General features: G+C 37.1%; 21 protein-coding genes. 7 read left to right on the forward strand and 14 right to left on the reverse strand.

The window, feature by feature from the left end:
- Positions 1-16 precede the first annotated feature (16 nt).
- Both C9914_RS08305 and C9914_RS08310 read right to left on the reverse strand, forming a co-directional pair.
- Positions 17-781: a hypothetical protein gene (locus C9914_RS08305; protein WP_022265501.1), complete on the reverse strand. Its 765-nt coding sequence runs from the start codon at positions 779-781 to the stop codon at positions 17-19.
- Between the two features lie 168 nt (positions 782-949).
- Positions 950-1,618, reverse strand: a complete 669-nt coding sequence (locus C9914_RS08310) for an ABC transporter ATP-binding protein (RefSeq protein WP_106764708.1) — start codon at positions 1,616-1,618, stop codon at positions 950-952.
- 254 nt (positions 1,619-1,872) lie between these two features.
- On the opposite strand from C9914_RS08310, the gene C9914_RS08315 reads away from it, so the two are divergent.
- The 4 genes from C9914_RS08315 to C9914_RS08330 are packed head-to-tail and all read left to right on the forward strand — an operon-like array spanning position 1,873 to position 6,442.
- Positions 1,873-2,334: a CtsR family transcriptional regulator gene (locus C9914_RS08315; protein ID WP_022265503.1), complete on the forward strand. Its 462-nt coding sequence runs from the start codon at positions 1,873-1,875 to the stop codon at positions 2,332-2,334.
- Positions 2,335-2,345: 11 nt separating this feature from the next.
- Positions 2,346-2,840 (forward strand): UvrB/UvrC motif-containing protein, encoded by a 495-nt coding sequence (locus tag C9914_RS08320; RefSeq protein ID WP_106764710.1) that lies wholly within the window; start codon positions 2,346-2,348, stop codon positions 2,838-2,840.
- Between the two features lie 17 nt (positions 2,841-2,857).
- Complete coding sequence (locus C9914_RS08325; protein WP_022265505.1) at positions 2,858-3,913, forward strand: protein arginine kinase; 1,056 nt, start codon at positions 2,858-2,860, stop codon at positions 3,911-3,913.
- A 60-nt stretch (positions 3,914-3,973) separates the two neighbouring features.
- On the forward strand, positions 3,974-6,442 hold the full coding sequence (locus C9914_RS08330; RefSeq protein WP_106764712.1) for an ATP-dependent Clp protease ATP-binding subunit: 2,469 nt from the start codon (positions 3,974-3,976) through the stop codon (positions 6,440-6,442).
- A 79-nt stretch (positions 6,443-6,521) separates the two neighbouring features.
- Here the strand turns inward: C9914_RS08330 and C9914_RS08335 are convergent, their stop codons facing one another.
- The 5 genes from C9914_RS08335 to C9914_RS08355 form a co-directional block, all read right to left on the reverse strand.
- Positions 6,522-7,415, reverse strand: coding sequence for a VanZ family protein (locus tag C9914_RS08335; protein WP_106764713.1), 894 nt, complete (start codon positions 7,413-7,415; stop codon positions 6,522-6,524).
- On the reverse strand, positions 7,412-7,831 hold the full coding sequence (gene ruvX, locus C9914_RS08340) for a Holliday junction resolvase RuvX (RefSeq protein WP_106764715.1): 420 nt from the start codon (positions 7,829-7,831) through the stop codon (positions 7,412-7,414). The genes C9914_RS08335 and ruvX overlap by 4 nt, the downstream gene beginning before the upstream one ends.
- A 63-nt stretch (positions 7,832-7,894) precedes the next feature.
- On the reverse strand, positions 7,895-8,521 hold the full coding sequence (locus C9914_RS08345; RefSeq protein ID WP_106764716.1) for a histidine phosphatase family protein: 627 nt from the start codon (positions 8,519-8,521) through the stop codon (positions 7,895-7,897).
- A gap of 41 nt (positions 8,522-8,562) precedes the next feature.
- Positions 8,563-9,474, reverse strand: a complete 912-nt coding sequence (locus tag C9914_RS08350; RefSeq protein ID WP_106764718.1) for a dihydroorotate dehydrogenase — start codon at positions 9,472-9,474, stop codon at positions 8,563-8,565.
- Entirely contained in the window at positions 9,474-10,226 is a 753-nt protein-coding gene (locus tag C9914_RS08355) for a dihydroorotate dehydrogenase electron transfer subunit (protein WP_022265511.1), read from the reverse strand. The genes C9914_RS08350 and C9914_RS08355 overlap by 1 nt, the downstream gene beginning before the upstream one ends.
- A gap of 242 nt (positions 10,227-10,468) precedes the next feature.
- Here C9914_RS08355 and C9914_RS08360 point away from each other — a divergent pair, with 242 nt between their 5' ends.
- A complete protein-coding gene (locus C9914_RS08360; protein ID WP_022265512.1) occupies positions 10,469-11,845 on the forward strand; it encodes a glycine--tRNA ligase in 1,377 nt (458 codons plus the stop codon).
- Between the two features lie 106 nt (positions 11,846-11,951).
- Here the strand turns inward: C9914_RS08360 and spoVAE are convergent, their stop codons facing one another.
- Positions 11,952-12,320, reverse strand: coding sequence for a stage V sporulation protein AE (gene spoVAE, locus C9914_RS08365; protein ID WP_106764720.1), 369 nt, complete (start codon positions 12,318-12,320; stop codon positions 11,952-11,954).
- 162 nt (positions 12,321-12,482) lie between these two features.
- On the opposite strand from spoVAE, the gene C9914_RS08370 reads away from it, so the two are divergent.
- The gene (locus tag C9914_RS08370) at positions 12,483-13,445 is read left to right on the forward strand and encodes an NAD(P)H-dependent glycerol-3-phosphate dehydrogenase (protein WP_022265514.1); all 963 of its coding nucleotides are present in this window, start codon (positions 12,483-12,485) and stop codon (positions 13,443-13,445) included.
- A gap of 497 nt (positions 13,446-13,942) precedes the next feature.
- Here C9914_RS08370 and C9914_RS08380 read toward each other — a convergent pair whose 3' ends face one another.
- Both C9914_RS08380 and nagZ read right to left on the reverse strand, forming a co-directional pair.
- Positions 13,943-14,176 (reverse strand): hypothetical protein, encoded by a 234-nt coding sequence (locus tag C9914_RS08380; protein WP_106764724.1) that lies wholly within the window; start codon positions 14,174-14,176, stop codon positions 13,943-13,945.
- 226 nt (positions 14,177-14,402) lie between these two features.
- A complete protein-coding gene (nagZ, locus tag C9914_RS08385; RefSeq protein WP_106764726.1) occupies positions 14,403-15,695 on the reverse strand; it encodes a beta-N-acetylhexosaminidase in 1,293 nt (430 codons plus the stop codon).
- 389 nt (positions 15,696-16,084) lie between these two features.
- On the opposite strand from nagZ, the gene asnB reads away from it, so the two are divergent.
- The gene (asnB, locus tag C9914_RS08390) at positions 16,085-17,923 is read left to right on the forward strand and encodes an asparagine synthase (glutamine-hydrolyzing) (protein ID WP_106764728.1); all 1,839 of its coding nucleotides are present in this window, start codon (positions 16,085-16,087) and stop codon (positions 17,921-17,923) included.
- A gap of 146 nt (positions 17,924-18,069) precedes the next feature.
- Here asnB and C9914_RS08395 read toward each other — a convergent pair whose 3' ends face one another.
- The 4 genes from C9914_RS08395 to C9914_RS08410 all read right to left on the reverse strand — a co-directional run bounded on the left by C9914_RS08395 (position 18,070) and on the right by C9914_RS08410 (position 21,929).
- Positions 18,070-18,261, reverse strand: a complete 192-nt coding sequence (locus C9914_RS08395) for a hypothetical protein (RefSeq protein ID WP_106764730.1) — start codon at positions 18,259-18,261, stop codon at positions 18,070-18,072.
- Positions 18,262-18,712: 451 nt separating this feature from the next.
- The gene (locus tag C9914_RS08400; RefSeq protein WP_106764732.1) at positions 18,713-19,330 is read right to left on the reverse strand and encodes an MBL fold metallo-hydrolase; all 618 of its coding nucleotides are present in this window, start codon (positions 19,328-19,330) and stop codon (positions 18,713-18,715) included.
- 13 nt (positions 19,331-19,343) lie between these two features.
- The gene (dtd, locus tag C9914_RS08405) at positions 19,344-19,802 is read right to left on the reverse strand and encodes a D-aminoacyl-tRNA deacylase (protein ID WP_106764734.1); all 459 of its coding nucleotides are present in this window, start codon (positions 19,800-19,802) and stop codon (positions 19,344-19,346) included.
- Between the two features lie 24 nt (positions 19,803-19,826).
- The gene (locus C9914_RS08410; RefSeq protein WP_106764860.1) at positions 19,827-21,929 is read right to left on the reverse strand and encodes a RelA/SpoT family protein; all 2,103 of its coding nucleotides are present in this window, start codon (positions 21,927-21,929) and stop codon (positions 19,827-19,829) included.
- Between the last annotated feature and the right edge of the window lie 232 nt (positions 21,930-22,161).

The raw sequence follows: 22,161 nt of genomic DNA on the forward strand, positions 1-22,161 counted from the left end.
TTTTTACCTCCTGAAATTAGTTCTTATAATATTTTGTCTGAGAAATCAAATCATTGATTTCCTGAATTGCTGTAAGCTCTTCAAGACCAGCCTCATCAATATCATCAAGCTTAGAGATTTCGAGTAAGAGGCTATCAAGCTTTACTAAAATGCTTTCATTCATTTCCACAAGTCCCTTAACATAATCTATATGTTCATTATAGATTTTAAGCTGTGCACCAGTTGATTTAGAGGCAACTGTTATGCCATCAGAAGCAGGGGCGTTTTTAAGCTTATTTATAAGCTTGGTATAGTCCTTATAATCGAAAATTATCATTCTGTTAATCATCTTTTTAAGGTTATTATAGAAAAGAGCCTGTACAGAATCTATAACCGTTTGAAATTTCGTATAGGTCATTTCTTGTGGGGAGAAATACTGTGCAAGAATACTATCCAGAGCCTTGTCCTTATCCTGCAAACGATAAACTTGGTCTATTGCATTTGAAATTTCCTCATCAAAAACTTTTTTCTCTCGTCTTTCCTCTAAAGCACCTATGTAATCTTTGTCGTCAACAAGCTCAGCATTTTTAAATAGCTGTATAGATGGTTGTTTAAATAGTATTGTATAATTTCCATAGAAAAATGTTACTATACTCATCACTATAACAGTCACACCGAGAGCGGTAGTGAGTGCATCACCACTAAAATTCAACCCTACAAAACCTGCTGAAAAGAGTATCACATTAAGTAAGGCTATTCCCAGATTCAAACAAAGAAGTTTGATTATCTGTTTTTTTGACATTTTATATCCTCCCAAAATAATAATGTTGTCACAAAGCAACAATCACATAATATCAATTTAATTTTACTATTTTGTATAAAATTTGTCAATGAATATATAATAGCACTTTAATTTATATTTTTCAATATATTTTAAAAATAAATATAATAAACCTGTCAAAGCTATAAATTATATAATTCTGCCGTCGCTGATTTCTATTCTTTTATCTGCCATAGCTGCTATTGAATTATCATGTGTAATTATTACAACTGTTTTGCCTGAATTATGAAGCTCAGATAAAATTCTCATAATCTCATCACTTGAACCTGCGTCGAGATTTCCAGTTGGCTCGTCCGCAAGAATAAGCGGTGGTTCAGTGGCAATGGCTCTTGCGATTGCTACTCTCTGTTGCTGTCCTCCTGAAAGCTCAAAGGGGCGATGATTCATTCTTTCAGAAAGTCCAACCATTTCAAGTGCAGAGACTGCCAAAGTATGGCGTTTTTTCTTTTCAGTTTTTCTATATATAAGAGGAAGCTCTACATTTTCAAGTGCCGTCATCGTTGGTACAAGATTAAAGCTTTGAAAAATAAACCCGATAACCTTATTTCTTATATATGAAAGTTTTCTCTCGCTTAACTTAGAAACTTCCTCCCCATCGAGAAAATATTTTCCACTTGTTGGAACATCAAGACAGCCAAGAATATTCATTAGTGTTGATTTTCCCGAACCTGATTTGCCTATAATAGCTGTGAAATCTCCCCTATTTATATTAAGGCTTACATCTGAAAGAGCATAAACCTTTGCATATCCAGTATTATAAATCTTAAAAATATTTTTTATTTCAATAAGCTTCTGCATAAAACACCACTCCCAATAATAGTATTAACCCAGATTAGTCAAATATTTTCGTAAAAACACTGGCTAAAAATTTTTTCAAAAAATTTAAAATAGTTAGTATTTAATAGAAAAAAAGAGTATTCGAGAGTTTTTACATACATTTCAGTGTATTTTTGACTTTATTTGACTTTGATTTTTTTTGACTATTGCCGTACAATACAATCACAAGGTCAAGGAAAGTCAAAGACAAGAGATAAAGTAAGAGGTGAGAATAAATGAGAATGAGTGACCTCGTTGCCAACTATATAATGCGTGCGCTTGATGAAAGCGATGGCAATGCAGAAATTCAGCGTAATGTTCTTGCTGGTGAGCTTGGTTGTGTACCAAGTCAGATAAACTATGTTATAACCTCCCGATTTACTCCTGAACAGGGATATATCGTAGAGAGCAAGCGTGGTGGCGGTGGCTACATCAGAATCACAAGAGTTACCACCGACAGACGCTCCGCTATTATGCACATAGTTAATTCCATTGGCGATAAGCTAAGTTCATCTTCCGCAGCGATTATGCTTAGGAATATGAAGGATAGCGGTATAATTTCCGCATATGATTCAGCATTGATGAGTGCGGCACTTTCCGATAAGGCTTATGGCGATACACCACCACAAAAACGTGATTCGCTCAGAGCCTCAATCTTCAAAAATTTGCTTATAACACATATGATAATAAATGAATAGGAGGAATCTCTATGTTATGTCAATCCTGTGGTCAAAACCAAGCAACTACTCACATCAAAACAATAATTAACGGTGAACTTGCAGAAGTAAATCTTTGCCGTGAATGTGCTCAGAAACTCGGATATAATTCTTTCTTCGGAAATTTCGGAATGGATTTCGATAAATTCTTAGGAAGTCTTATGGGTGGCAGTGAGAGCAGAACCTTAAAAAGCAGAAAACGCTGCAACTGCTGTGGCAGTACCTTTGAGGATATTGCAAAAAGTGGTAAGGTTGGTTGTGCAAACTGCTATGACATATTCTATGATGAGCTTCTTCCATCAATCCAAAGAATACACGGTAAGACAGTTCATATTGGCAAGCTTGCAAAATCTGCGGGCAGCGAGGTTAAAATGAAGAGTACCCTCGCAAAGCTCAAGGAAGAGCTTACAACTGCAATTAAAGAACAAGAATTTGAGAAAGCTGCAAAGCTCCGTGACCAAATCAAAGAGCTTGAAGCTAAAGGCTAAGAGAGGGGGATTTAATTATGGATAAGTGGTATAACAAAAGTGGCAATGAGGGCGATGTAGTCATAAGCACAAGAATTCGTTTCGCACGAAATCTTAAAGAATATCCTTTCCCCTGCCGACTTAATGATGAAACAAAATGCAAAGTCACCGCACTGGTAAAGGACGCTATTCTTAATGGCAATTCCGCTCTCGCAAGCAGATTTGAATACATTCAAATGCCTGAGCTTACTCAGGAAGAGGCTGTTTCTCTTGTAGAGCGTCACCTTGTAAGCCCTGAATTCATTTCAGACAGACAAGGCAGAGGGCTTCTTCTCCTTGATGATGAAAGCGTCAGCGTTATGATTAACGAAGAAGACCATATCCGTATTCAGGTTATGCATCAAGGTCTTGACCTTACAGCTGCATATGATATTGCTGATAAGATTGATACTCTTCTTGATGAGCGTCTTAACTTTGCTTTCAACGATAAGCTTGGTTATCTTACCCAGTGTCCGACAAACCTTGGTACAGGTATGAGAGCATCTCTTATGCTCCATCTTCCAGGACTTCAACAGAGTAAGGCTATGAACAGAATAGCTTCAACTCTTTCAAAGCTTGGACTTGTCCTTCGTGGTATGTACGGCGAAGGCAGTGAACCAAAGGGAGCCTTGTATCAGCTTTCTAATCAGGTTACGCTCGGCATCTCTGAAGAACAAGCTATGAGCAATCTTAGAGATGTAGCACTTCAGCTTGTTGCACAGGAGCGTGAGGCAAGAAATAATCTAACTAAAAACATTGAGGTTATAGATGCTATCAGCCGTTCCTATGGTCTTTCAAGATATGCAAGGCTTATGTCTAACGAAGAATGTATGAAACTACTTTCTAACATTCGTTTCGGCATTGCGGCAGGAATCATCGACAAGCTCGATTTTGATATTATCAACAGGCTTATGATTGAAACACAGCCTGCAACACTTATGAAGAATGTCGGCAAAAAGCTTTCACCATCAGAGCGAGATAGAATCAGAGCCGATGTTGTCCGTTCCACAATGCTCAAGACGAACATTCCAAATAACAGAAGACTCGAGAACTAACAAATTCCGAGAAATTATTGATTAAGTTTATTGTATATTATAAATGGGAGGTATTGCTTTATGTATAAGTTTAATGGATTTACAGAAAAGGCAAACAGTGCAATCAATCTTGCAATCGAATCTGCACAGGACTTAGGCTTCACATACATCGGAAGTGAGCATATTTTGCTCGGACTTCTCAAAGTAAACGATGGTGTTGCTTATAATGCTCTTACAGAAGCAGGTGCATCTGCCGATAAGCTTGAAGAACTTATCAAATCTGAAATCGGTTTAGGCGAATACATTACACTTTCACCTGATGATTTCACACCACGCACAAAGCGTATTATTCAGACATCTATTATGCAGGCATCAAGGCTCGGCAATAACTATGTTGGCACTGAGCATATCTTACTTGCAATACTTGCCGATACGGACAGCTATGCTGTAAGATTCCTTGGCGAAATGGGTGTTAGGGCTAATGATTTAATAGAAAATCTTCAAAACCTTCTTGGCAGCTCCGATGAGCAAGGAAATATTGCATCACCTGACAAAAAGCAATCAAAGGGTTCTGGTAATACCAAGACACTTGATAAGTATGGCAGAGATTTGACAGCTATTGCCGCACAAGGTGGTATTGACCCTGTCATCGGCAGAAAGGACGAGATTCAGCGTGTTATTCAGATTCTTTCTCGTAGAACCAAGAATAACCCTTGCTTAATCGGTGAACCTGGTGTCGGTAAAACAGCTGTTGCGGAAGGTCTTGCTTTGAAGATTGTTTCTGGTGATGTTCCTGAAACACTTAAAAATAAGCGTGTTATCGCTCTTGACCTTACTGGTATGATTGCTGGTACAAAGTATAGAGGCGATTTTGAGGACAGAATTAACAATGTCATCAGTGAGCTTAAAAAGGCTGGTAATGTAATCCTCTTTATTGATGAACTTCATACCATTATTGGTGCGGGTTCAGCAGAGGGTTCAGCAGATACTGCAAATATCTTAAAGCCATCTCTTGCAAGAGGTGATTTCCAAGTTATTGGTGCAACAACCATAAATGAATATAGAAAGTACATTGAAAAGGATAGTGCTTTGGAGCGTCGTTTCCAGCCTGTTATGGTCGGTGAACCTTCCGAAGAAGAAGCTATCGAAATCCTTAAAGGACTTCGTGACAGATATGAAGCTCACCACAAGGTAAAAATTACAGATGACGCAATAGAAGCCGCTGTAAAGCTTTCATCAAGATATATCGCAGACAGATTTCTTCCTGATAAGGCTATCGACCTTATAGATGAGGCTGCGTCTAAGGTTCGTCTAAAGAACTTTACTCCACCTGATGATGTCAAGGGACTTGAGGACGAGCTTTCACAACTCCAAAAGGAAAAGGAATCTGCTATTAATGAACAGAACTTTGAGCGTGCTGCACAAATTCGTGATAAAGAAAAGGCACTCAAGGATAAGATTGAAGATGCAAAGCGTAATTGGCGTGAGAAAAATGACCATACCAATGACGAAGTTACACCTGAAGATATAGCAGAAATCGTTTCTGGCTGGACAGGTATCCCTGTTGTACAGCTTACCGAGGAAGAAAGTGAGCGTTTGCTCAAGCTTGAATCAATCCTCCACGAAAGAATTATCGGTCAGGACGAGGCTGTTAAGGCTGTCGCAAAGGCTATTCGTAGAGGTCGTGTCGGCTTGAAAGACCCTAATCGTCCGATAGGCTCATTCATCTTCTTAGGTCCGACTGGTGTAGGTAAAACAGAGCTTTGCAAAACTCTCGCAGAAGCAATGTTCGGCGATGAAAATGCTATGATTCGTTTCGATATGTCAGAGTTTATGGAAAAGCATACAGTTTCTAAGCTCATCGGTTCACCTCCAGGATATGTTGGTTACGATGAGGGTGGTCAGCTTACTGAAAGAGTAAGAAGAAAGCCATATTCAGTAATTCTCTTTGACGAGATAGAAAAGGCTCACCCTGATGTATTCAATATGCTCCTCCAGATTCTCGATGACGGTCGTCTGACAGATTCTCAAGGCAGAAAGGTTGACTTCCGTAACACTGTAATCATTATGACTTCTAATGTTGGTGCAAAGCTTATCACTAACGAGCAAAAGAGTCTTGGTTTCCTCAGTGATGGTTCAGATAAGCCAAAGTCCGAAAAAGAAACTGCAGAAGAAATCAAGGAAGCTGTTATGGGCGAGCTTAAAAACACCTTTAAGCCTGAATTTCTTAACAGAATTGATGATATAATCGTTTTCAACAGATTGAACGACGCTGACATCAAGAATATTGCTAAGCGTATGCTTAAGACTCTTACAAAAAGACTTGAAAATATGGAAATCGACATTACCTTTGCCGATAGCACTATTGATGAAATCTCTAAGGAAGGCTTTGACCCTGTTTATGGTGCAAGACCTCTCCGTCGTGCAATTCAGTCCAAGCTTGAAGATGATATTTCCGAAAAAATTCTTGATGGCTCTATTGCTAAGGGTGGCAAGTATATCTGCGAATTTGTAGATAATAAGTTCACCTTTACACCTAAATCAGAATAAGACTTACCTGCATTAGGGTAAAAGATTCCCCTGAATAAAATTCCCGACCAATGTGATTCGCTCCATTGGTCGGGAATTTTTATTCTTCGTCTTTTTTATCAATGTAATAAAGTTTCAGCATATTTGCGTCATGCCCAAGAGTAAGTACACTCCTTGTCTTTTCAATCAGAAGCTTTAAACCATATCCAAGCATAGCACCAATCGTATACATCATAATATCATCTAAGCATACCGAACCAGTATTCAGAACAAGCTGACAAAGCTCTAAAAGTGCTCCACCAGCTATACCTATAAGAATTATCGGAACAAGCCTGATTTTAGATATGAATATCGGTAAGAAAAATCCTATCGGAATAAATAAAATGCAATGCCATAAAATATAGAAAATACCCGTAGTATGTTCTCCTGTTAAGCATTTGACTATCCGCATAAACGGCACGGCTACAACTTGTCTGTCACCGCTGAAATCACCATTAAATGGAAGTATATCCTTGCAAAAAACTATCATAACATAGATAATAAGCAAAGCCATACTACTCAGAAACAAAAACTTTGAAAAACCATATCGCTTTTCTCTTGTATTCCACGAGGCAACTGCAAAAAGCTTTATGCTTGTAGTTATTGCAAAAGGCACAAACCATATCAACACCCACGAAATCATGTCATAAAGTGTAAGTTCTTCGCCAAGTGGCTTTGAATTTCCGTTCATAGCTGAGGCTATGCTTTCAAATACAAATCGTATCGCTAAAAGACTTGTTGCCGTTATAAGTGCAACTCCCATAACCTCATATTTTTTTACAATCAAAAGTAAAACAACAGTAATTGTAACAGAAACAGAAAGAACATATAATAACCAAAATTGCTGTTCGCATTGAACCTTAGCTTCTGTTGGAAGCAAAAAGAGCATAAGCCCTGCGGCTAATGCAAGGAAAAAATGCCCTATTGGCAATTTCTTCCCTTTTAAAAAATTCATAGCCTGCTCCTTTCACTATCAAGATAATCCTGTAAAATAATAACTGCCGCAACGCTGTCAACAACAGCCTTACGCTTTTTTCCTCTTGTATTTGTTTCGTTTAAGTATCTGTGAGCAGTCATAGTCGTGCCACGCTCATCCTGCATAATAAGCTCTAAGCCTGTTTTTTGCTTTAAAAGCTCACCAAAGCTTCTTGCATTCTTAGCACTATCACCCTCAGAACCGTCCATATTCTTAGGGAGTCCGAGGACAATTCTTTCTGCTTTAAGATCCTTTGCTTTTTCTGCTATCTTATCTGCAAGCACTTCAGGATTTCTTTCCGTAATCACGCCAACAGGTGATGCAAGAAATCCGCTCTTATCGCACACAGCTAAGCCCGTTCTGACTTTTCCTAAATCAACAGACATTATAATCATAACAATATTTCCTTTGAATATATTTTCTAAAACGAGCTATAACTGTTCTGCAAGCTCGGTTAATTATTGTATATCTTTGAGATGCTCTGTATCATTTTCAGATACAACCTCAACCCAGCCATCATCAGCAACAATAGTGCTTATCGCACAATTTGTTCCCCAAGGCACTGTTTTAAGCTCATCAATAGGCTTTCCATAGGCATTGCAAAGCATATTTCTTATAGCACAGCCGTGTGATACAACGCATACGCATTTGCCCTCATTGTTATCAATAAGCTTTCTCAACATTCTGCCAGCACGCTGATAAACGCTTTCCATTCCCTCGCTTTTTTCGGGATTAAAGCGTTCTGGGTGATTATCCCAGTTATCGCTCTGTTCAGGGAAAAGTCTTACAATATCCTTTATATACATTCCGTCCCAGATGCCTGCGTTTATTTCCATAAGGTCATCATCAAGAATGATTTTATCCTCAGGAATATTATGGCTCTCCGCAATGCTCTTAGCTGTGACAAACGCACGCTTCAATGGACTTGAGTAAACAACATCTATTGGCTCATCTTTGAGCTTATTTACAGTAGCCTCAATCTGTCTTTTACCCTTTTCGGTAATCTCTGTATTTATTCTTCCCTGAAAAAATCTCTTTTCATTTCCCTCCGCCTGACAATGGCGGACTAAAATTATCTTTGTCATTACTATTCTCCCCTATGCCAATGACTATATAAGTCATCAACTCAGCCTGTTATAACAGTACCCGTAAGCTCTGTTACAGACCTCATACCATTTCTATCGAGATAATCATTCAAGCCTTGTCTGATTTTTACTGGAGAATATGGGTCTGTGAAAAGTGCTGTACCGATTTGAAGTGCGTCTGCACCTGCCATAAGCATTTCAACGGCATCTTTCCAAGTAGTAATACCGCCCATTCCTATGATAGGAATATCAACAGCATTGGCAACCTGCCATACCATTCTTACTGCAACAGGAAATACTGCTGGACCTGACATACCGCCTGTAATATTTCTTATAATTGGTCTGCGTGTGTTTATATCAATTCTCATACCTGTTAGAGTATTTATAAGTGAAAGTGCATCTGCACCCTCTGCCTCTGCTGCTTTTGCGATAGAAGCTATATCAGAAACATTCGGTGAAAGCTTAACTATAAGTGGCTTTTGGCAGTATTTGCGGACAGCCTTTGTAATAGCTCCAACAGATTCGCAAGAAGTACCGAACTGAACTCCACCCTCTTTAACATTTGGGCAAGAAATATTCAGCTCAACCATATCAATATCAGTATCAGAAAGTCGTTCAGCCATTTTGCAGTAATCTTCTTGAGTGCTTCCTGCAACATTTGCAATTATAACTGTGTTCTGCTCACGAAGCCAAGGCAAGTCATTTTCTATAAAATGCTCTACACCAGGATTTTGAAGTCCAACTGCATTAAGCATACCTGATGGAGTTTCTGCTATTCTTGGCGGAGGATTTCCTAAACGCTCCTTGAGAGTAATTCCCTTGCAAGAGATTCCACCCAACTCCTCAAGTGGATAGAACTCGCTGTATTCATGACCGAAACCGATAGTTCCTGAAGCTGCTATAATCGGATTTTTAAATTCTACACCTGCAATATTTACGCTTAAATCTGCCATCAGAATACAACCTCCTCTGCATTAAATACTGGACCATTTTTGCAAACATGCTTATAGCCCTGTGTGCCGTCTTCTCTATTAACAAGTACAGCACAACCCAAGCAAGCACCAACGCCACAAGCCATTCTTTCCTCTAAAGAAATCTGACAAGGCACACCAGCCTGACGAGCAATTTCTGCAACACCTCTGAGCATAACCATTGGTCCACAAGCACAAACCATATCAGCATTGCCGATAACATCTTTCAGAGCCTCTGTAACAAACCCCTGTCTACCTGCCGAGCCATTATCTGTCATAAGAATATGCTCACCGATTGACTTAAAATCTTTCTCAAGTATAACAGCACTCTTATCTCTGAAACCTGTGATAGTTACTGCATTTTTGCTCTGCTTTGCGGCATAAAGCATAGGAGGCACACCAATACCTCCTCCAATAAACACTGTCCTTTTGTCTGGCTCTATCTTAAAACCATTTCCTAAAGGAGCAATCACATCGACTTCTCCGCCAACCTCTGTCTGTGAAAGTATATCAGTACCCTCTCCACGAACTTCAAATACAAGGCGAAACTCTGAACCGTTTATATCACAAATTGAAATCGGACGGCGGAGAGTTTTTCCTGGCACACGGATATGGACAAATTGTCCAGGCTTAGCAATTTCTGCAAGCTCTTTATTTGAAATTCTAAAATCAAAAATTGTGTCAGTCAACTGAGTTTTCTTAACCAGCGGACATGGACGGGCATCGTATTTCATCAAATTCAATCCTTTCGGTATGATATAAATTGATTATAGCATATTTTTCCGTTTGAGGAAACATCTTTTTGAAATTCTGATAAAATTTAAAGGATTTTGATTTCTGCAAGTAATAATTAAAATTTCTGCTATATAAACTATCCTTTTTACAAATTTTCCTTTTCAGCTATTGAAGATTTACTGATAAAATGGTAAAATAAATTCATATGTCAATATCACGCACAATGAAAGGAAGCGTTGAAATGAAAAATACTGAAAAGACTATGGACAAAATTGTAGCTCTCTGTAAAAACAGAGGTTTTGTTTACCCAGGTTCTGAAATCTATGGCGGTCTTGCTAATACTTGGGATTATGGCCCTCTCGGCAGAGAACTTAAGGATAACATTAAATCTGCTTGGCATAAGAAATTTGTTCAGGAAAACAAATATAATGTAGCACTTGATTCTGCTATCCTTATGAACCCACAAACATGGGTTGCATCGGGTCATCTCGGCGGTTTCTCAGACCCTCTTATGGATTGTCGTGAGTGCAAAACTCGTCACAGAGCAGATAATCTCATCGAAGACTTTGACGGCACTAATGTTGCAGGCTGGTCCAACGAAGAAATGATGAACTACATCAAAGAAAAGCAAATTCCATGCCCACTTTGTGGCAAGCATAACTTCACAGATATTCGCCAATTCAATCTTATGTTCAAGACTTTTCAGGGCGTTACTGAGGATAGCAAGAACGAAATCTATCTTCGTCCTGAAACGGCACAGGGTATCTTCGTAAACTTTGCTAATATTCAGCGTACAAGCCGTAAAAAAGTTCCTTTCGGTGTTGCTCAGATTGGTAAATCTTTCAGAAACGAAATTACTCCAGGTAACTTCATTTTCCGAGTAAGAGAGTTTGAGCAAATGGAGCTTGAATTCTTCTGCAAGCCTGGTACTGACCTTGAATGGTTCGATTACTGGAGAGGCTTCTGCCGTGATTGGCTCTATTCCCTCAATATCAAAGAGGAAAATCTCAGACTTCGTGACCACTCCAAAGAAGAGCTTTGCTTCTATTCTAAGGCTACAACGGACTTTGAATACCTCTTCCCATTCGGCTGGGGCGAACTTTGGGGCGTTGCTGATAGAACAGATTACGACCTTACTCAGCATCAAAATACTTCAGGCAAGAGCCTTGAATATTTCGACCCAACAGACAACTCTCGTTATATTCCTTATGTTATTGAGCCTTCACTCGGTGTTGAAAGACTTTTCCTCGCACTTATGACAGAGGCTTATGATGAGGAAGTTATTGACGAAAAGGATACTCGTGTTGTATTAAGACTTCACCCAACACTTGCACCATTCAAGGCTGCTGTTCTTCCACTTTCTAAAAAGCTTAATGACAAGGCTGAGGCAGTATTTGAAACACTTCAAAAGCACTTTATGGTTGAATATGATGACGCAGGTTCTATCGGTAAGCGTTATCGCCGTCAGGACGAAATTGGCACACCTTTCTGCATCACATATGACTTTGAATCTGTTGATGATGGTTGCGTAACTGTTCGTGACAGAGATACTATGACACAAGAAAGAATTTCTATTGACAAGCTTGTTGATTATATAAACGAAAAGATTTCATTCTAAAATAAAACTGTGCATACAGAATAAAATAGACCTTGTGAGTTAATCTTGCCCACAAGGTCTTATTTATTTTAAAATTGAAAACACAATATTTTATGATACTTAATTTTTATTTTTTAGCCCTCGGTTTTGAAATCAATGCAGCTAAATATCCAAAGAAAATTGCTGCGGCAATTCCAGCGGCACATGAACTTATACCACCTGTTAATGTACCAAGCCAGCCATCTTCCTCTACGGCAGTTTCTACCCCTTTTGCAAGTGTATATCCAAAACCAGAAAGCGGAACAGTAGCTCCCGAACTTGCAAAATCGACTATTGGCTCATAGATTCCGATTGCTGTAAGAAAAACACCTGCTACAACAAAAGTTACAAGTATTCTTGCAGGTGTAAGCTTGGTTTTATCTATCAATATTTGTGCTATAACGCATATTAGTCCTCCGACCATAAAAACCCTAATAAATTCCCAAAGTATATCCATATGCTTTTGCTCCTTTTTTCTGTATAAATTTATATTTCACTGTTTTTAGAAAACTATTCATAATATTTAAAAGAAAATGTTTATGTTTTAGTGTGAAATATAGATTTTCAGAATCTGATGTGTTATAATTTTTATATAATTGATTCAACGGAGGATTTTATAATGAATATAACCTTGCTTGGCTGTGGAAGATGGGGTTCTTTCATCGGTTGGTATCTCGATAAAATTGGTCATAAAGTTAAGATATGGGGTCTTGCAGATGCTCCACAATTTATAGAATTAAAAACAACAAGAAAAAATAATATGCTTAGCTTTCGTGAATCTATTGAATTTACAGATAACCTTGAAGAAGCTATTGCTTCTGCGGAGGTTATGATTATTTCAATAAGCTCTCAAGCTTTGCGTTCATTTATGGAAAGACTTTCTAAATTAGATTTAAAAGGTAAAACTATAGTTCTTTGTATGAAAGGAATAGAAGTTGCTACTGGAAAGCGTCTTACTGAGATTGTTTCAGAATTTATAACAAATGAAACAAAGCTTGCCATTTGGGTTGGTCCCGGACACCCTCAGGATTTTAGCAATGGTATTCCTAACTGTATGGTTATTGACTCAAATGATGATGAGGTTAAGAATTTTCTTATTGATGAATTTTCAAGTGAGCTTATTCGTTTTTATGTTGGTAAAGACCTAATCGGAAGCGAGATAGGCGCAGCGTCTAAAAATACTATTGGTATAGCGGCAGGTATGCTTGATGGTATGCACTTGTCATCTCTAAAGGGAGCTTTAATGTCAAGAGGTACAAGAGAAATCGCAAGACTTATCAAGGCAATGGGAGGAAATGAGCTTTCTGCCTATGGTTTATGTCATCTTGGAGATTATGAAGCTACACTTTTTTCACCATATAGTCATAATCGCCGTTATGGTGAAATGCTTGTAAAGGGCGAAAAATTCGCACAACTTGCTGAAGGTGTAGATACAACAAAGGCACTTGTATTTCTCGGTGAAAAATATAATGTAGACTTACCTATATGCAAGGCTGTTAATAAAGCTATTCTTGGTGAATATACTCCTAAGGAATGTTTAGATGAACTATTTTTGAGAAGTAGAAAGCCTGAATTTTATTAATAGAATTTTAAAAACTTATTATATAAATAGTTAAACAAGCTATGGCAAATTTAAGCGAACTTCTGTTGTCTTTAAATTTATTGTCAAGTTCGTCTTTATAATATTTGTTATGGATAATCTCCGACCATTCTTTTGAGTCATAATTTGCTATTGTAGGCTTATATTTTTATAAAATGGCATAAAGCTTACAATCTAAAAATAGCTTATATATGCGGTTTTTCGACATTTTATAAAAAGTAACCAAAAGCTATATTTTATACTATTTTTATAAATTCGTAATGAGCAAGGTCACGGGTTCGAGTCCTGCCACAAGCTCTAAATTTCCCCTTGAACACTGCGTTCGAGGGGTTTTTTTGTTATTATAGATGAAAAATAAAAGCTCCAACTGCATTTTGAACTGCCCCAAATTGTGCAGACAGTATAAAAAGACCCTACTCGATGTAGCAGAAGCATAGCTATAAGATTGACCTCTGTCACCTTCGCCCGAGGATTGTCCATCAACATACTCTTACACTTCCGCTGCCAATGTAATCAACGATGCCGTCGGCACTCTCAATAGGAGAGTTTGGATGAGAAATCTTCTCAAAAGTGTAATCACCATTAGTATAAGTATACTTTGGGTTAAGTTCGTTTGCCGCAAACGCTGGCGATACAGTTTGTACAAGTATTGTTGCACAAATAGCAGTGCTTAATAATGTTGCGAGAATCTTTTTAAAGCCATTTTTAAACATTTTATCAATCCTTTCTTAAATGATATTTTCTAATACTATCAGCACAATATAGTATATTGTCAATATATTCCTAAAGCTGTTATTTTTGTACAATTTTTTCTATGTGTATAAAAAATTTTAATATTAAGGTCATCTATAAGATAATTTTATATATTTATTTTACCAAAATAAAAAAAATTCTCAGCAAATTTCCGAGAATTTCACGCTGAGAATTTTCACCAATTATTTACTGAAATTTTGCTGTTTTAGAATTAAGCTCATCTATATCAGGCATTTCAACACCTTCAGATGTTACATTATAATCCTCTTTAAGCTTTAATATTCGTCTTACTGATTCATCTATTCTTTCCTCTGTAATAGCACCATTTTCAACAGCTTCTTTTATGGCTTTAACTGCCTGTTTTACATTATCTTCCCCAAAACATATTGAAAGAATATCACAGCCAGCATTTATCGACAAAACCGCCGCATCGCCAAAAGAATAGCTTTCACTTATTGCTCCCATAGTAAGGTCATCAGTTATTACAACTCCTTCAAAACCCATTTCGTCACGAAGTAAATCTGTAATAATATTCTTTGACATACTTGCAGGATAATTTTCATCTAATTCTGTACATAATATGTGTGCTGCCATTATCATAGGAACACCATTCTCTATAGCACTCTTAAATGGCAAAAGCTCACTTTGCCAAAGCTCTTCTTTTGACTTCGTAACAAGCGGAAGTCCATAGTGTGAATCTGTTTCAGTATCACCATGTCCAGGAAAATGCTTTGCAACTGGAATCGCTCCTGTTGCTTTTAAACCGAGCATATCTGCAATACCATATTTGCATACATCATCAGAAGTTTTTCCGTATGCTCTGTTTCCGATAACTGTATTATCTGGATTGCTCCATATATCAAGTACTGGCGAAAAACCTGTATGAAGACCAAACGATGTAATCTGTGTTCCTATCTGATAACCTGCATTATAGCAATATTCAGTATCCTCCGAGCCTGCAATAGTCAATGCTGACGGCATACTCAAAACATCATCTGGTAATCTTGTAACAAGACCGCCTTCCTCGTCCATACCTATTATATACGGTATATCTCCTGCGGTTGATTTTATAGAATTAGTAAGATTAACAAGCTGTTCTGCATTTGTGATATTCTTGCCAAAAAGAATAACTGTTCCAAACTTATATTCCTCTGCAAATTCTTTGAAATCATCATCAACTTCTGTTCCATCTATACCAACCATTAACATTTGTCCTATTTTTTCATCAAGAGTCATTTTAGAAATTTCCTCGGAAATTTCATCAGTTTCTTCATTCGAGCTTTCAACTAAAGAGCTTTCTTGTTTAGAAATAAGGCCTTCTTCAGCTTTTGAGCTTTGAGAACTTTCAATAGAAGTATTATCTAAAGAACTTTCTTTTGAAGGCTCAACATTTTTAGTGTCATTCCCAGAGCAAGCAGAAAATGCACTCAATAAAATCATTACAGCCAATAAGGCTGATATTGTTTTTAATTTTTTCATTTTTAAATTCTCCTAATTTTTAATAATTTAAAGTTTATTAACTCGGTTAAAGAAATTACCGACCCTTAAAAAGGTTCGAGCAAAACTTTTAATTGTTTTAGATAAGTTCATCAACTAATCGGTAGTTCATTGGAAAATTCATTATCCGCGATAAAAAACTTCCCTTACCCACTACGAGCGAGACTTGTCGAGCGATTTCGCGTCTTGGGTGCGGCGGCTCGCCGCTTAAGGGCGTTGCCCTTAAAACCTACAAGGGACTCCGTCCCTCGACCCTGCGAGCCTTTAAAAAGGCTCGAGCGAAACTTTTATCTGTCTTGGGTACAGCGGTTCGCCGCCAATAAGCAATATTTTTTGAAATATGCATATACTGTATTTAAAGGAGTGATTTTATGTGTGGTATTGCAGGTTGGTTCGATAAAACTAATAATTTAAATAAGCATCAACATATTATCGACAATATGAGTTTAAGCCTTGCTAATCGTGGCCCTGATGAAGACGGAATCTTTATGCGAAAAAATCTTTGTCTTATTCATAGACGACTTAGCATCATAGATATAGAAAGTGGCAAACAGCCTATGACAAAAGCCTATAAGGGAAAAATCTGTACTATCGTATATAATGGCGAAATCTACAATTCGCCCGAAATTATGAGCGAACTTCGCTCAAAAGGTTTCAGCTTTTTCGGTCATAGTGATACTGAAGTTGTACTCACTGCATATCTCTGTTGGGGAACTAAATGCGTAGAAAAGCTTAATGGCATCTTTGCTTTTGCTATTTGGGACGATGATGAGCAAAGGCTTTTTCTTGCTCGTGACAGAATCGGTGTAAAACCACTTTTTTATTATGAATATAAAAACGGCTTGCTCTTTGCATCTGAAATAAAAACCTTGCTCAAAAATCCTATTGTTGAGCCAAAAATTGACGAACAGGGCTTATATGAAGTTTTTCTGCTTGGTCCTGCAAGAACATCAGGCTTTGGTGTTATAAAAAACATAAAAGAACTATTGCCAGGTGAATGTGCAACCTATAATGGAAAGGAAATTCGCAAGAAAAAATATTTCACGCTAAGAGCCTATGAACATAGGGATAATGAAAAGCAAACCATTGAGCATATTCGTGAACTTATTACAGATTCTATTGAGCGACAGTTAGTATCAGATGTTCCTCTCTGCACATTTCTTTCTGGTGGACTTGATTCAAGCATAATTTCCTATGTTGCATCAAATTATTATAGAAAAAATAAGCTTGACACTCTCACAACATATTCTGTTGACTACAAAGATAATGAAAAATATTTTCAGAAAAGTATATTTCAGCCGACACCTGACAGCGACTTTATAGATCTAATCTCTACTGCAATAGGTTCTGAACACAGAAATGTTCTCATTGATAATTCTGAGCTTTTTAATGCACTTTATGCCTCAACTCTTGCAAGGGATTTGCCAGGTATGACCGATGTTGATTCCTCACTTCTACTTTTCTGTAAAGCAGTTAAAAAGGATTTCAAGGTCGCACTTTCTGGCGAATGTGCAGACGAGATTTTCGGTGGCTATCCTTGGTATCATAACAAAAATATATTATTTGAAGATACCTTTCCTTGGTCACGCTCACTCGATATAAGACATTCAATTCTCAAAAATGGCTTGCTTAAAAATGGTGACGAATATGTTCGTGAAAGATACCTTGCCACCTGTCAAAGTGCTGAAAAGCTTGACGGCGAAAGCAAGCTTGATAGTCGTATGCGTGAGATGTTCAAACTAAATCTTGATTGGTTTATGCAGACACTTCTCGACCGCAAAGACCGAATGTCGATGTATTCAGGACTGGAAGTAAGAGTGCCATTCTGCGATTATCGAATAGTTGAATATGCTTATAATATGCCTTGGAAACTAAAAAGCCTTAATAACAGAGAGAAAGGTATTGTACGAAAAGCTTTTGAGGGTTTACTGCCCGACGAAATAGTCTGGAGAAAGAAAAGCCCATATCCAAAAACGCACAATCCACTTTATTTCAAGCTTGCTGTTTCCACTGTAAGAAAGGTTCTTAACGATAAAAGTTCTCCACTTTACGATATTATAGATAAAAATACCGTAGAAAATATTATTGAAAATCCTGAAAGCATTACCTCTCCTTGGTATGGTCAGCTTATGAAAGCTCCACAGATTTTAAGCTATATTATTCAAACGGATTTTTGGCTAAGAACTAATAATATTCAGATAGAAATATAAAATTTTCACACTTTTTTCAATACAAAAAATTACTGTTTGAAAACTCTTTTATAAGTTACACTTTCTCATTTAAAAATAAATTTAGTATATTATTAAACTCCAAGACTAATTTGGCCATAGTAGATATTTTATCTTTGCTCATAGCCTTAACTGTCCGTTCCTCTAATATTATAATTTAAGCTAAGCTCAAAAATTTCATTAGCACGCATAAATGAATTTGTATAACTCATAGCTTGCCTTAGAAGCATATAACTATCATAAATCTGCTTCTGCGTACAAAAATCAAATTCACGCAAGGTATAAAGCACAAGCATTTCGTTATAGCTGATATTATACATTCAGAATATTCTCCTCTGTATTTTATCAACACTTGGTTAAGCTTATTAAGAAATTTTTATATTCGATTATCCATATATTATATCATCTTTTAAGCGAAAAGCCATAATCACATATGGAGTTATAGCTTTATTATAGATACGGTTTTTTATATAAGTCAATATTGCTTAAAAAATTTATTTTAAAAATGGTTTTAAATCACATAAAATTAATATTTTTATATTTATTCATCTCGAAAAACGTTTTTAAAAACAAAGTTTACCAGAAAACAGCCTTTTCTTACCACTTTATAAATATTCGGATTTTTTATGATATAATTTAAGAAATAGTTTATGGGCTTTTGAGGCTTATTATCTATTGTATTAAACATCAGTTTCATTAAAAAATGTATCGGACTGGAGTGCGGAAGTTCAGTTCGATACATTTTGTTTTTTGCTATTTAATTTTTAATCTTCACATACAAGGATTTGTTTTTCTCTCATGTTCAAGCATGGTTGCAGGACCATGACCGCAATAAACTCTATAATTACCATCAAGATTTTTGAGTCTTTTCAATGATTGCAAAATATCATTATAGTTGCCAGTAGGAAAATCAGTCCTTCCCATAGAGCCAGTCATAAGAGTATCACCAGTAAAAAGTATATCATCAATCATATAGCAACAACTTCCAGATGTATGCCCCGGAGTGTAAAGAACCTTGATTTTATTTTCACCAAATGGAATTTCTTCCCCATCGCTTACGATAATATCTGCATTAAAAGGTTCAATCTTCAAGCCACCCATAAACGAAGAAAGATTTAATCCGGAATTATGCAGAAACTTTTCTTCACCCTTATAGATAACAATTTTTGCACCTGTTTTCTTACGAAGCTCATCTGCATAACCTATATGGTCAAAATGTCCGTGAGTCAGCAAAATATACTTAATCTGTCCCTCGGCAAAATCATCTATTCTTTCACTGAGCTTCTGTGAGGGTGCGGCTGGGTCAACTATAAGTCCTAAGCCACTATCATCAGTTAAAACATAACAATTTGTAGGCATAATGCCGACCGCAAAAGTTTCAACATTCATCAAAAAATCCTCCTTAATGCTTTGCAAGCTCTTTTGAATCGATGACAAGTGTTACAGGGCCATCGTTCAAAAGCTGTACTTTCATATCAGCACCAAAAACTCCTTGATCTACCCTTTTGACACCATTTTCACGCAAACATTCGCAAAAATATTCATAAAGCGGATTTGCAATATCAGGCATAGCTGCATTTGTAAAGTTTGGCCGTCTGCCCTTTCTTGCGTCTGCACAAAGCGTAAAATTAGATATAACAAGTGCTGAACCATCAATATCCAAAAGTGAAAGATTCATTTTATCATTTTCATCTGTGAATATTCTAAGTCCTGCAATTTTTGCAGCAAGAGTTTTTGCCTCTGATTCATTGTCACCATTTTCTACTCCAAGAAGTATAAGAAATCCGCTCTCAATACTGCCCTTAACTTCGCCATCAACAGTGACAGAAGCATTGGCTACTCTCTGAATTACAGCTTTCAATTATTTCACTCCAATATATTTTCTTTAAACTCTGCCAATAGATGAAACACCTTTTATGGTATTAAGTCTTGATATTATGCTCTTTAAATGGTCTATGCTATTAATAGTTATAGTTACGTCTATAATTGCCATTCCGTCCTTAGCTTCTCTTGAAGAAAGACTATGAATAAATATATGTAAGCTTGAGAGATAACTTGCAACATCAGCAAGAAGTCCTGTTCTATCAACAGCAATAATTTGCAAAGTAGTCTGGAAGCTTTCTTTAACATCTCCTGCCCATCTTACTTTAACCCAACGCTGTGGTTCAGGTGCGTTTTTTATATCCTTTGGAACATTTGTACAAGACTTCTTATGTATAGAAACACCATAGCCTCTTGTGATAAAGCCGATAATATCATCACCCGGAAGTGGATTACAGCACTTTGAGAACTTCACAAGACAATCATCAATTCCGCTGACAATAACACCATTACTTACCTTCTTCTTGGCGACCTCTGTAATCTGAGGCATATCGGGTTTATCATGCTTTTCATAATGCTTTACATATTCTTCCTTGATTCTTGGCATAATTCTCCAGAGCTGGATACCGCCATAACCAATGGAAGCATAGAAATCATCAAGGTTCTTGCAATTCTGACGCTTTATAATTTCAAAGAGGAAGTGTTCAAGCTCTTCAGACGGAATATCAATGTTAAGTCTTCTAAATTCCGCATCAAGCTGTGCTTTACCTTCAATAATATTTTCTTCTCGTTTTTCCTTTTTAAACCAAGAACGAATCTTGCTCTTTGCCTCACTTGTGCGGACAATATTAAGCCAATCTCTCTTTGGACAGCCATTCTCCTTAGTAGTTATAATTTCTACTATTTCGCCATTTTGAACCTTATAATCAATTGGTACAATTCGCTTATCTACCTTTGCACCAATCATTCTGTTGCCAACCTCGGTATGAATAGCATAAGCAACATCTATTACTGTTGCACCTGTTGGCAGGCTGATAATATCACCCTTTGGAGTAAATACAAAAACTTCTTCAGGAACTAAGTCCATCTTAATTGTACGGACAATATCGGTAGCGTCATCATCACTCTGATTTTCAAGCATTTTGCGAATCCAGGCAAGTCTGTCATCAAGAGAATCATTCTTGCCAGAAATGCCAAGCTTATACTTCCAGTGTGCAGCTATACCATATTCAGCAGTATAGTGCATCTCCCATGTTCTAATCTGAATCTCAAACGGAATACCGTCCTTGCCAATAACTGTGGTATGCAATGACTGATACATATTTGGCTTAGGGGTAGAAATATAGTCCTTAAATCTATTAGGGAGCGGAGTAAATAAATCGTGAACTACACCGAGAACATTATAGCAGTCGATAACAGTATCAACTATAACTCTAACAGCAAAAATATCATAAATTTGGTCCATATTTTTGCCCTTCATAAAGGTTTTACGGTATATTCCATGAATGCTCTTAACTCTACCCTCAATATAAACATTTGGAATATCAGGGTCAAGACGCTCGTGAAGCATCTTAATCGTATCTTGAATAAACTGCTTTCTATCCTCTTTCTTGAGAGCAATAGCGTCCTCAATTTCACGATAGCCAACAGGGTCAAGGTAGCGTATGGATAAATCCTCCATTTCCTCCTTGATAGCACGAATACCAAGTCTATGTGCGATAGGAGCATAAACCTCCATATTTTCAAGAGCCTTATCACGCCTATGCTGTTCTTTCATACATTCGATTGTACGCATATTATGAAGTCTATCAGCAAGTTTGATGATAATAACACGAATATCCTTTGCCATAGCCATAAGCATTTTACGAATATTTTCTGCCTGCTGTACTTCTCTTGAAGAATATGGAATTTTACCAAGCTTTGTAACGCCATCAATAAGTTCAGCTATTTCATTGCCAAACTCCTTACGGATTTCATCAAGAGTAACAGGTGTATCCTCTACAACATCATGCAAAAGTGCAGCGGCAACAGATTCATTATCCATACCAAGCTGTACGAGAATATACGCAACAGAAACAGGGTGAAAAATATAAGGTATACCAGAAGAGCGTCTTTGATGACCATGCTCTTTTAATGCAACACGATATGCCTTATTGATTAAATCCATATCATAAATATGGTCACTTTGATTGATAAGCTCTATAAGGTCATTGAAATCCTTATAAAACTCTAAATCCTTACTTACAATTCCGCAATTATCCTTTGTAATATCAGCAGGGGCCTCCTCTGCAATTATAGCAAGCTCAGATTCATCTTCGGAATTTTCCTTAGACTCAGGATCTGCATTTTGTTCAGAATTTTCCTCAGTCCTTGGTTCAGGTTTTTGTTCAGATTTACAC

The sequence above is a fragment of the Pseudoruminococcus massiliensis genome (assembly GCF_900291955.1).
Lineage (GTDB): Bacteria > Bacillota > Clostridia > Oscillospirales > Acutalibacteraceae > Pseudoruminococcus > Pseudoruminococcus massiliensis.

Coding starts and splice junctions, on each gene's coding strand:
- C9914_RS08305 (WP_022265501.1), bottom strand. CDS start 781: ATGTCAAAAAAACAGATAATCAAACTTCTTTGTTTGAATCTGGGAATA.
- C9914_RS08310 (WP_106764708.1), bottom strand. CDS start 1,618: ATGCAGAAGCTTATTGAAATAAAAAATATTTTTAAGATTTATAATACT.
- C9914_RS08315 (WP_022265503.1), top strand. CDS start 1,873: ATGAGAATGAGTGACCTCGTTGCCAACTATATAATGCGTGCGCTTGAT.
- C9914_RS08320 (WP_106764710.1), top strand. CDS start 2,346: ATGTTATGTCAATCCTGTGGTCAAAACCAAGCAACTACTCACATCAAA.
- C9914_RS08325 (WP_022265505.1), top strand. CDS start 2,858: ATGGATAAGTGGTATAACAAAAGTGGCAATGAGGGCGATGTAGTCATA.
- C9914_RS08330 (WP_106764712.1), top strand. CDS start 3,974: ATGTATAAGTTTAATGGATTTACAGAAAAGGCAAACAGTGCAATCAAT.
- C9914_RS08335 (WP_106764713.1), bottom strand. CDS start 7,415: ATGAATTTTTTAAAAGGGAAGAAATTGCCAATAGGGCATTTTTTCCTT.
- ruvX (WP_106764715.1), bottom strand. CDS start 7,831: ATGATTATAATGTCTGTTGATTTAGGAAAAGTCAGAACGGGCTTAGCT.
- C9914_RS08345 (WP_106764716.1), bottom strand. CDS start 8,521: ATGACAAAGATAATTTTAGTCCGCCATTGTCAGGCGGAGGGAAATGAA.
- C9914_RS08350 (WP_106764718.1), bottom strand. CDS start 9,474: ATGGCAGATTTAAGCGTAAATATTGCAGGTGTAGAATTTAAAAATCCG.
- C9914_RS08355 (WP_022265511.1), bottom strand. CDS start 10,226: ATGAAATACGATGCCCGTCCATGTCCGCTGGTTAAGAAAACTCAGTTG.
- C9914_RS08360 (WP_022265512.1), top strand. CDS start 10,469: ATGAAAAATACTGAAAAGACTATGGACAAAATTGTAGCTCTCTGTAAA.
- spoVAE (WP_106764720.1), bottom strand. CDS start 12,320: ATGGATATACTTTGGGAATTTATTAGGGTTTTTATGGTCGGAGGACTA.
- C9914_RS08370 (WP_022265514.1), top strand. CDS start 12,483: ATGAATATAACCTTGCTTGGCTGTGGAAGATGGGGTTCTTTCATCGGT.
- C9914_RS08380 (WP_106764724.1), bottom strand. CDS start 14,176: ATGTTTAAAAATGGCTTTAAAAAGATTCTCGCAACATTATTAAGCACT.
- nagZ (WP_106764726.1), bottom strand. CDS start 15,695: ATGAAAAAATTAAAAACAATATCAGCCTTATTGGCTGTAATGATTTTA.
- asnB (WP_106764728.1), top strand. CDS start 16,085: ATGTGTGGTATTGCAGGTTGGTTCGATAAAACTAATAATTTAAATAAG.
- C9914_RS08395 (WP_106764730.1), bottom strand. CDS start 18,261: ATGTATAATATCAGCTATAACGAAATGCTTGTGCTTTATACCTTGCGT.
- C9914_RS08400 (WP_106764732.1), bottom strand. CDS start 19,330: ATGAATGTTGAAACTTTTGCGGTCGGCATTATGCCTACAAATTGTTAT.
- C9914_RS08410 (WP_106764860.1), bottom strand. CDS start 21,929: ATGGATTTAATCAATAAGGCATATCGTGTTGCATTAAAAGAGCATGGT.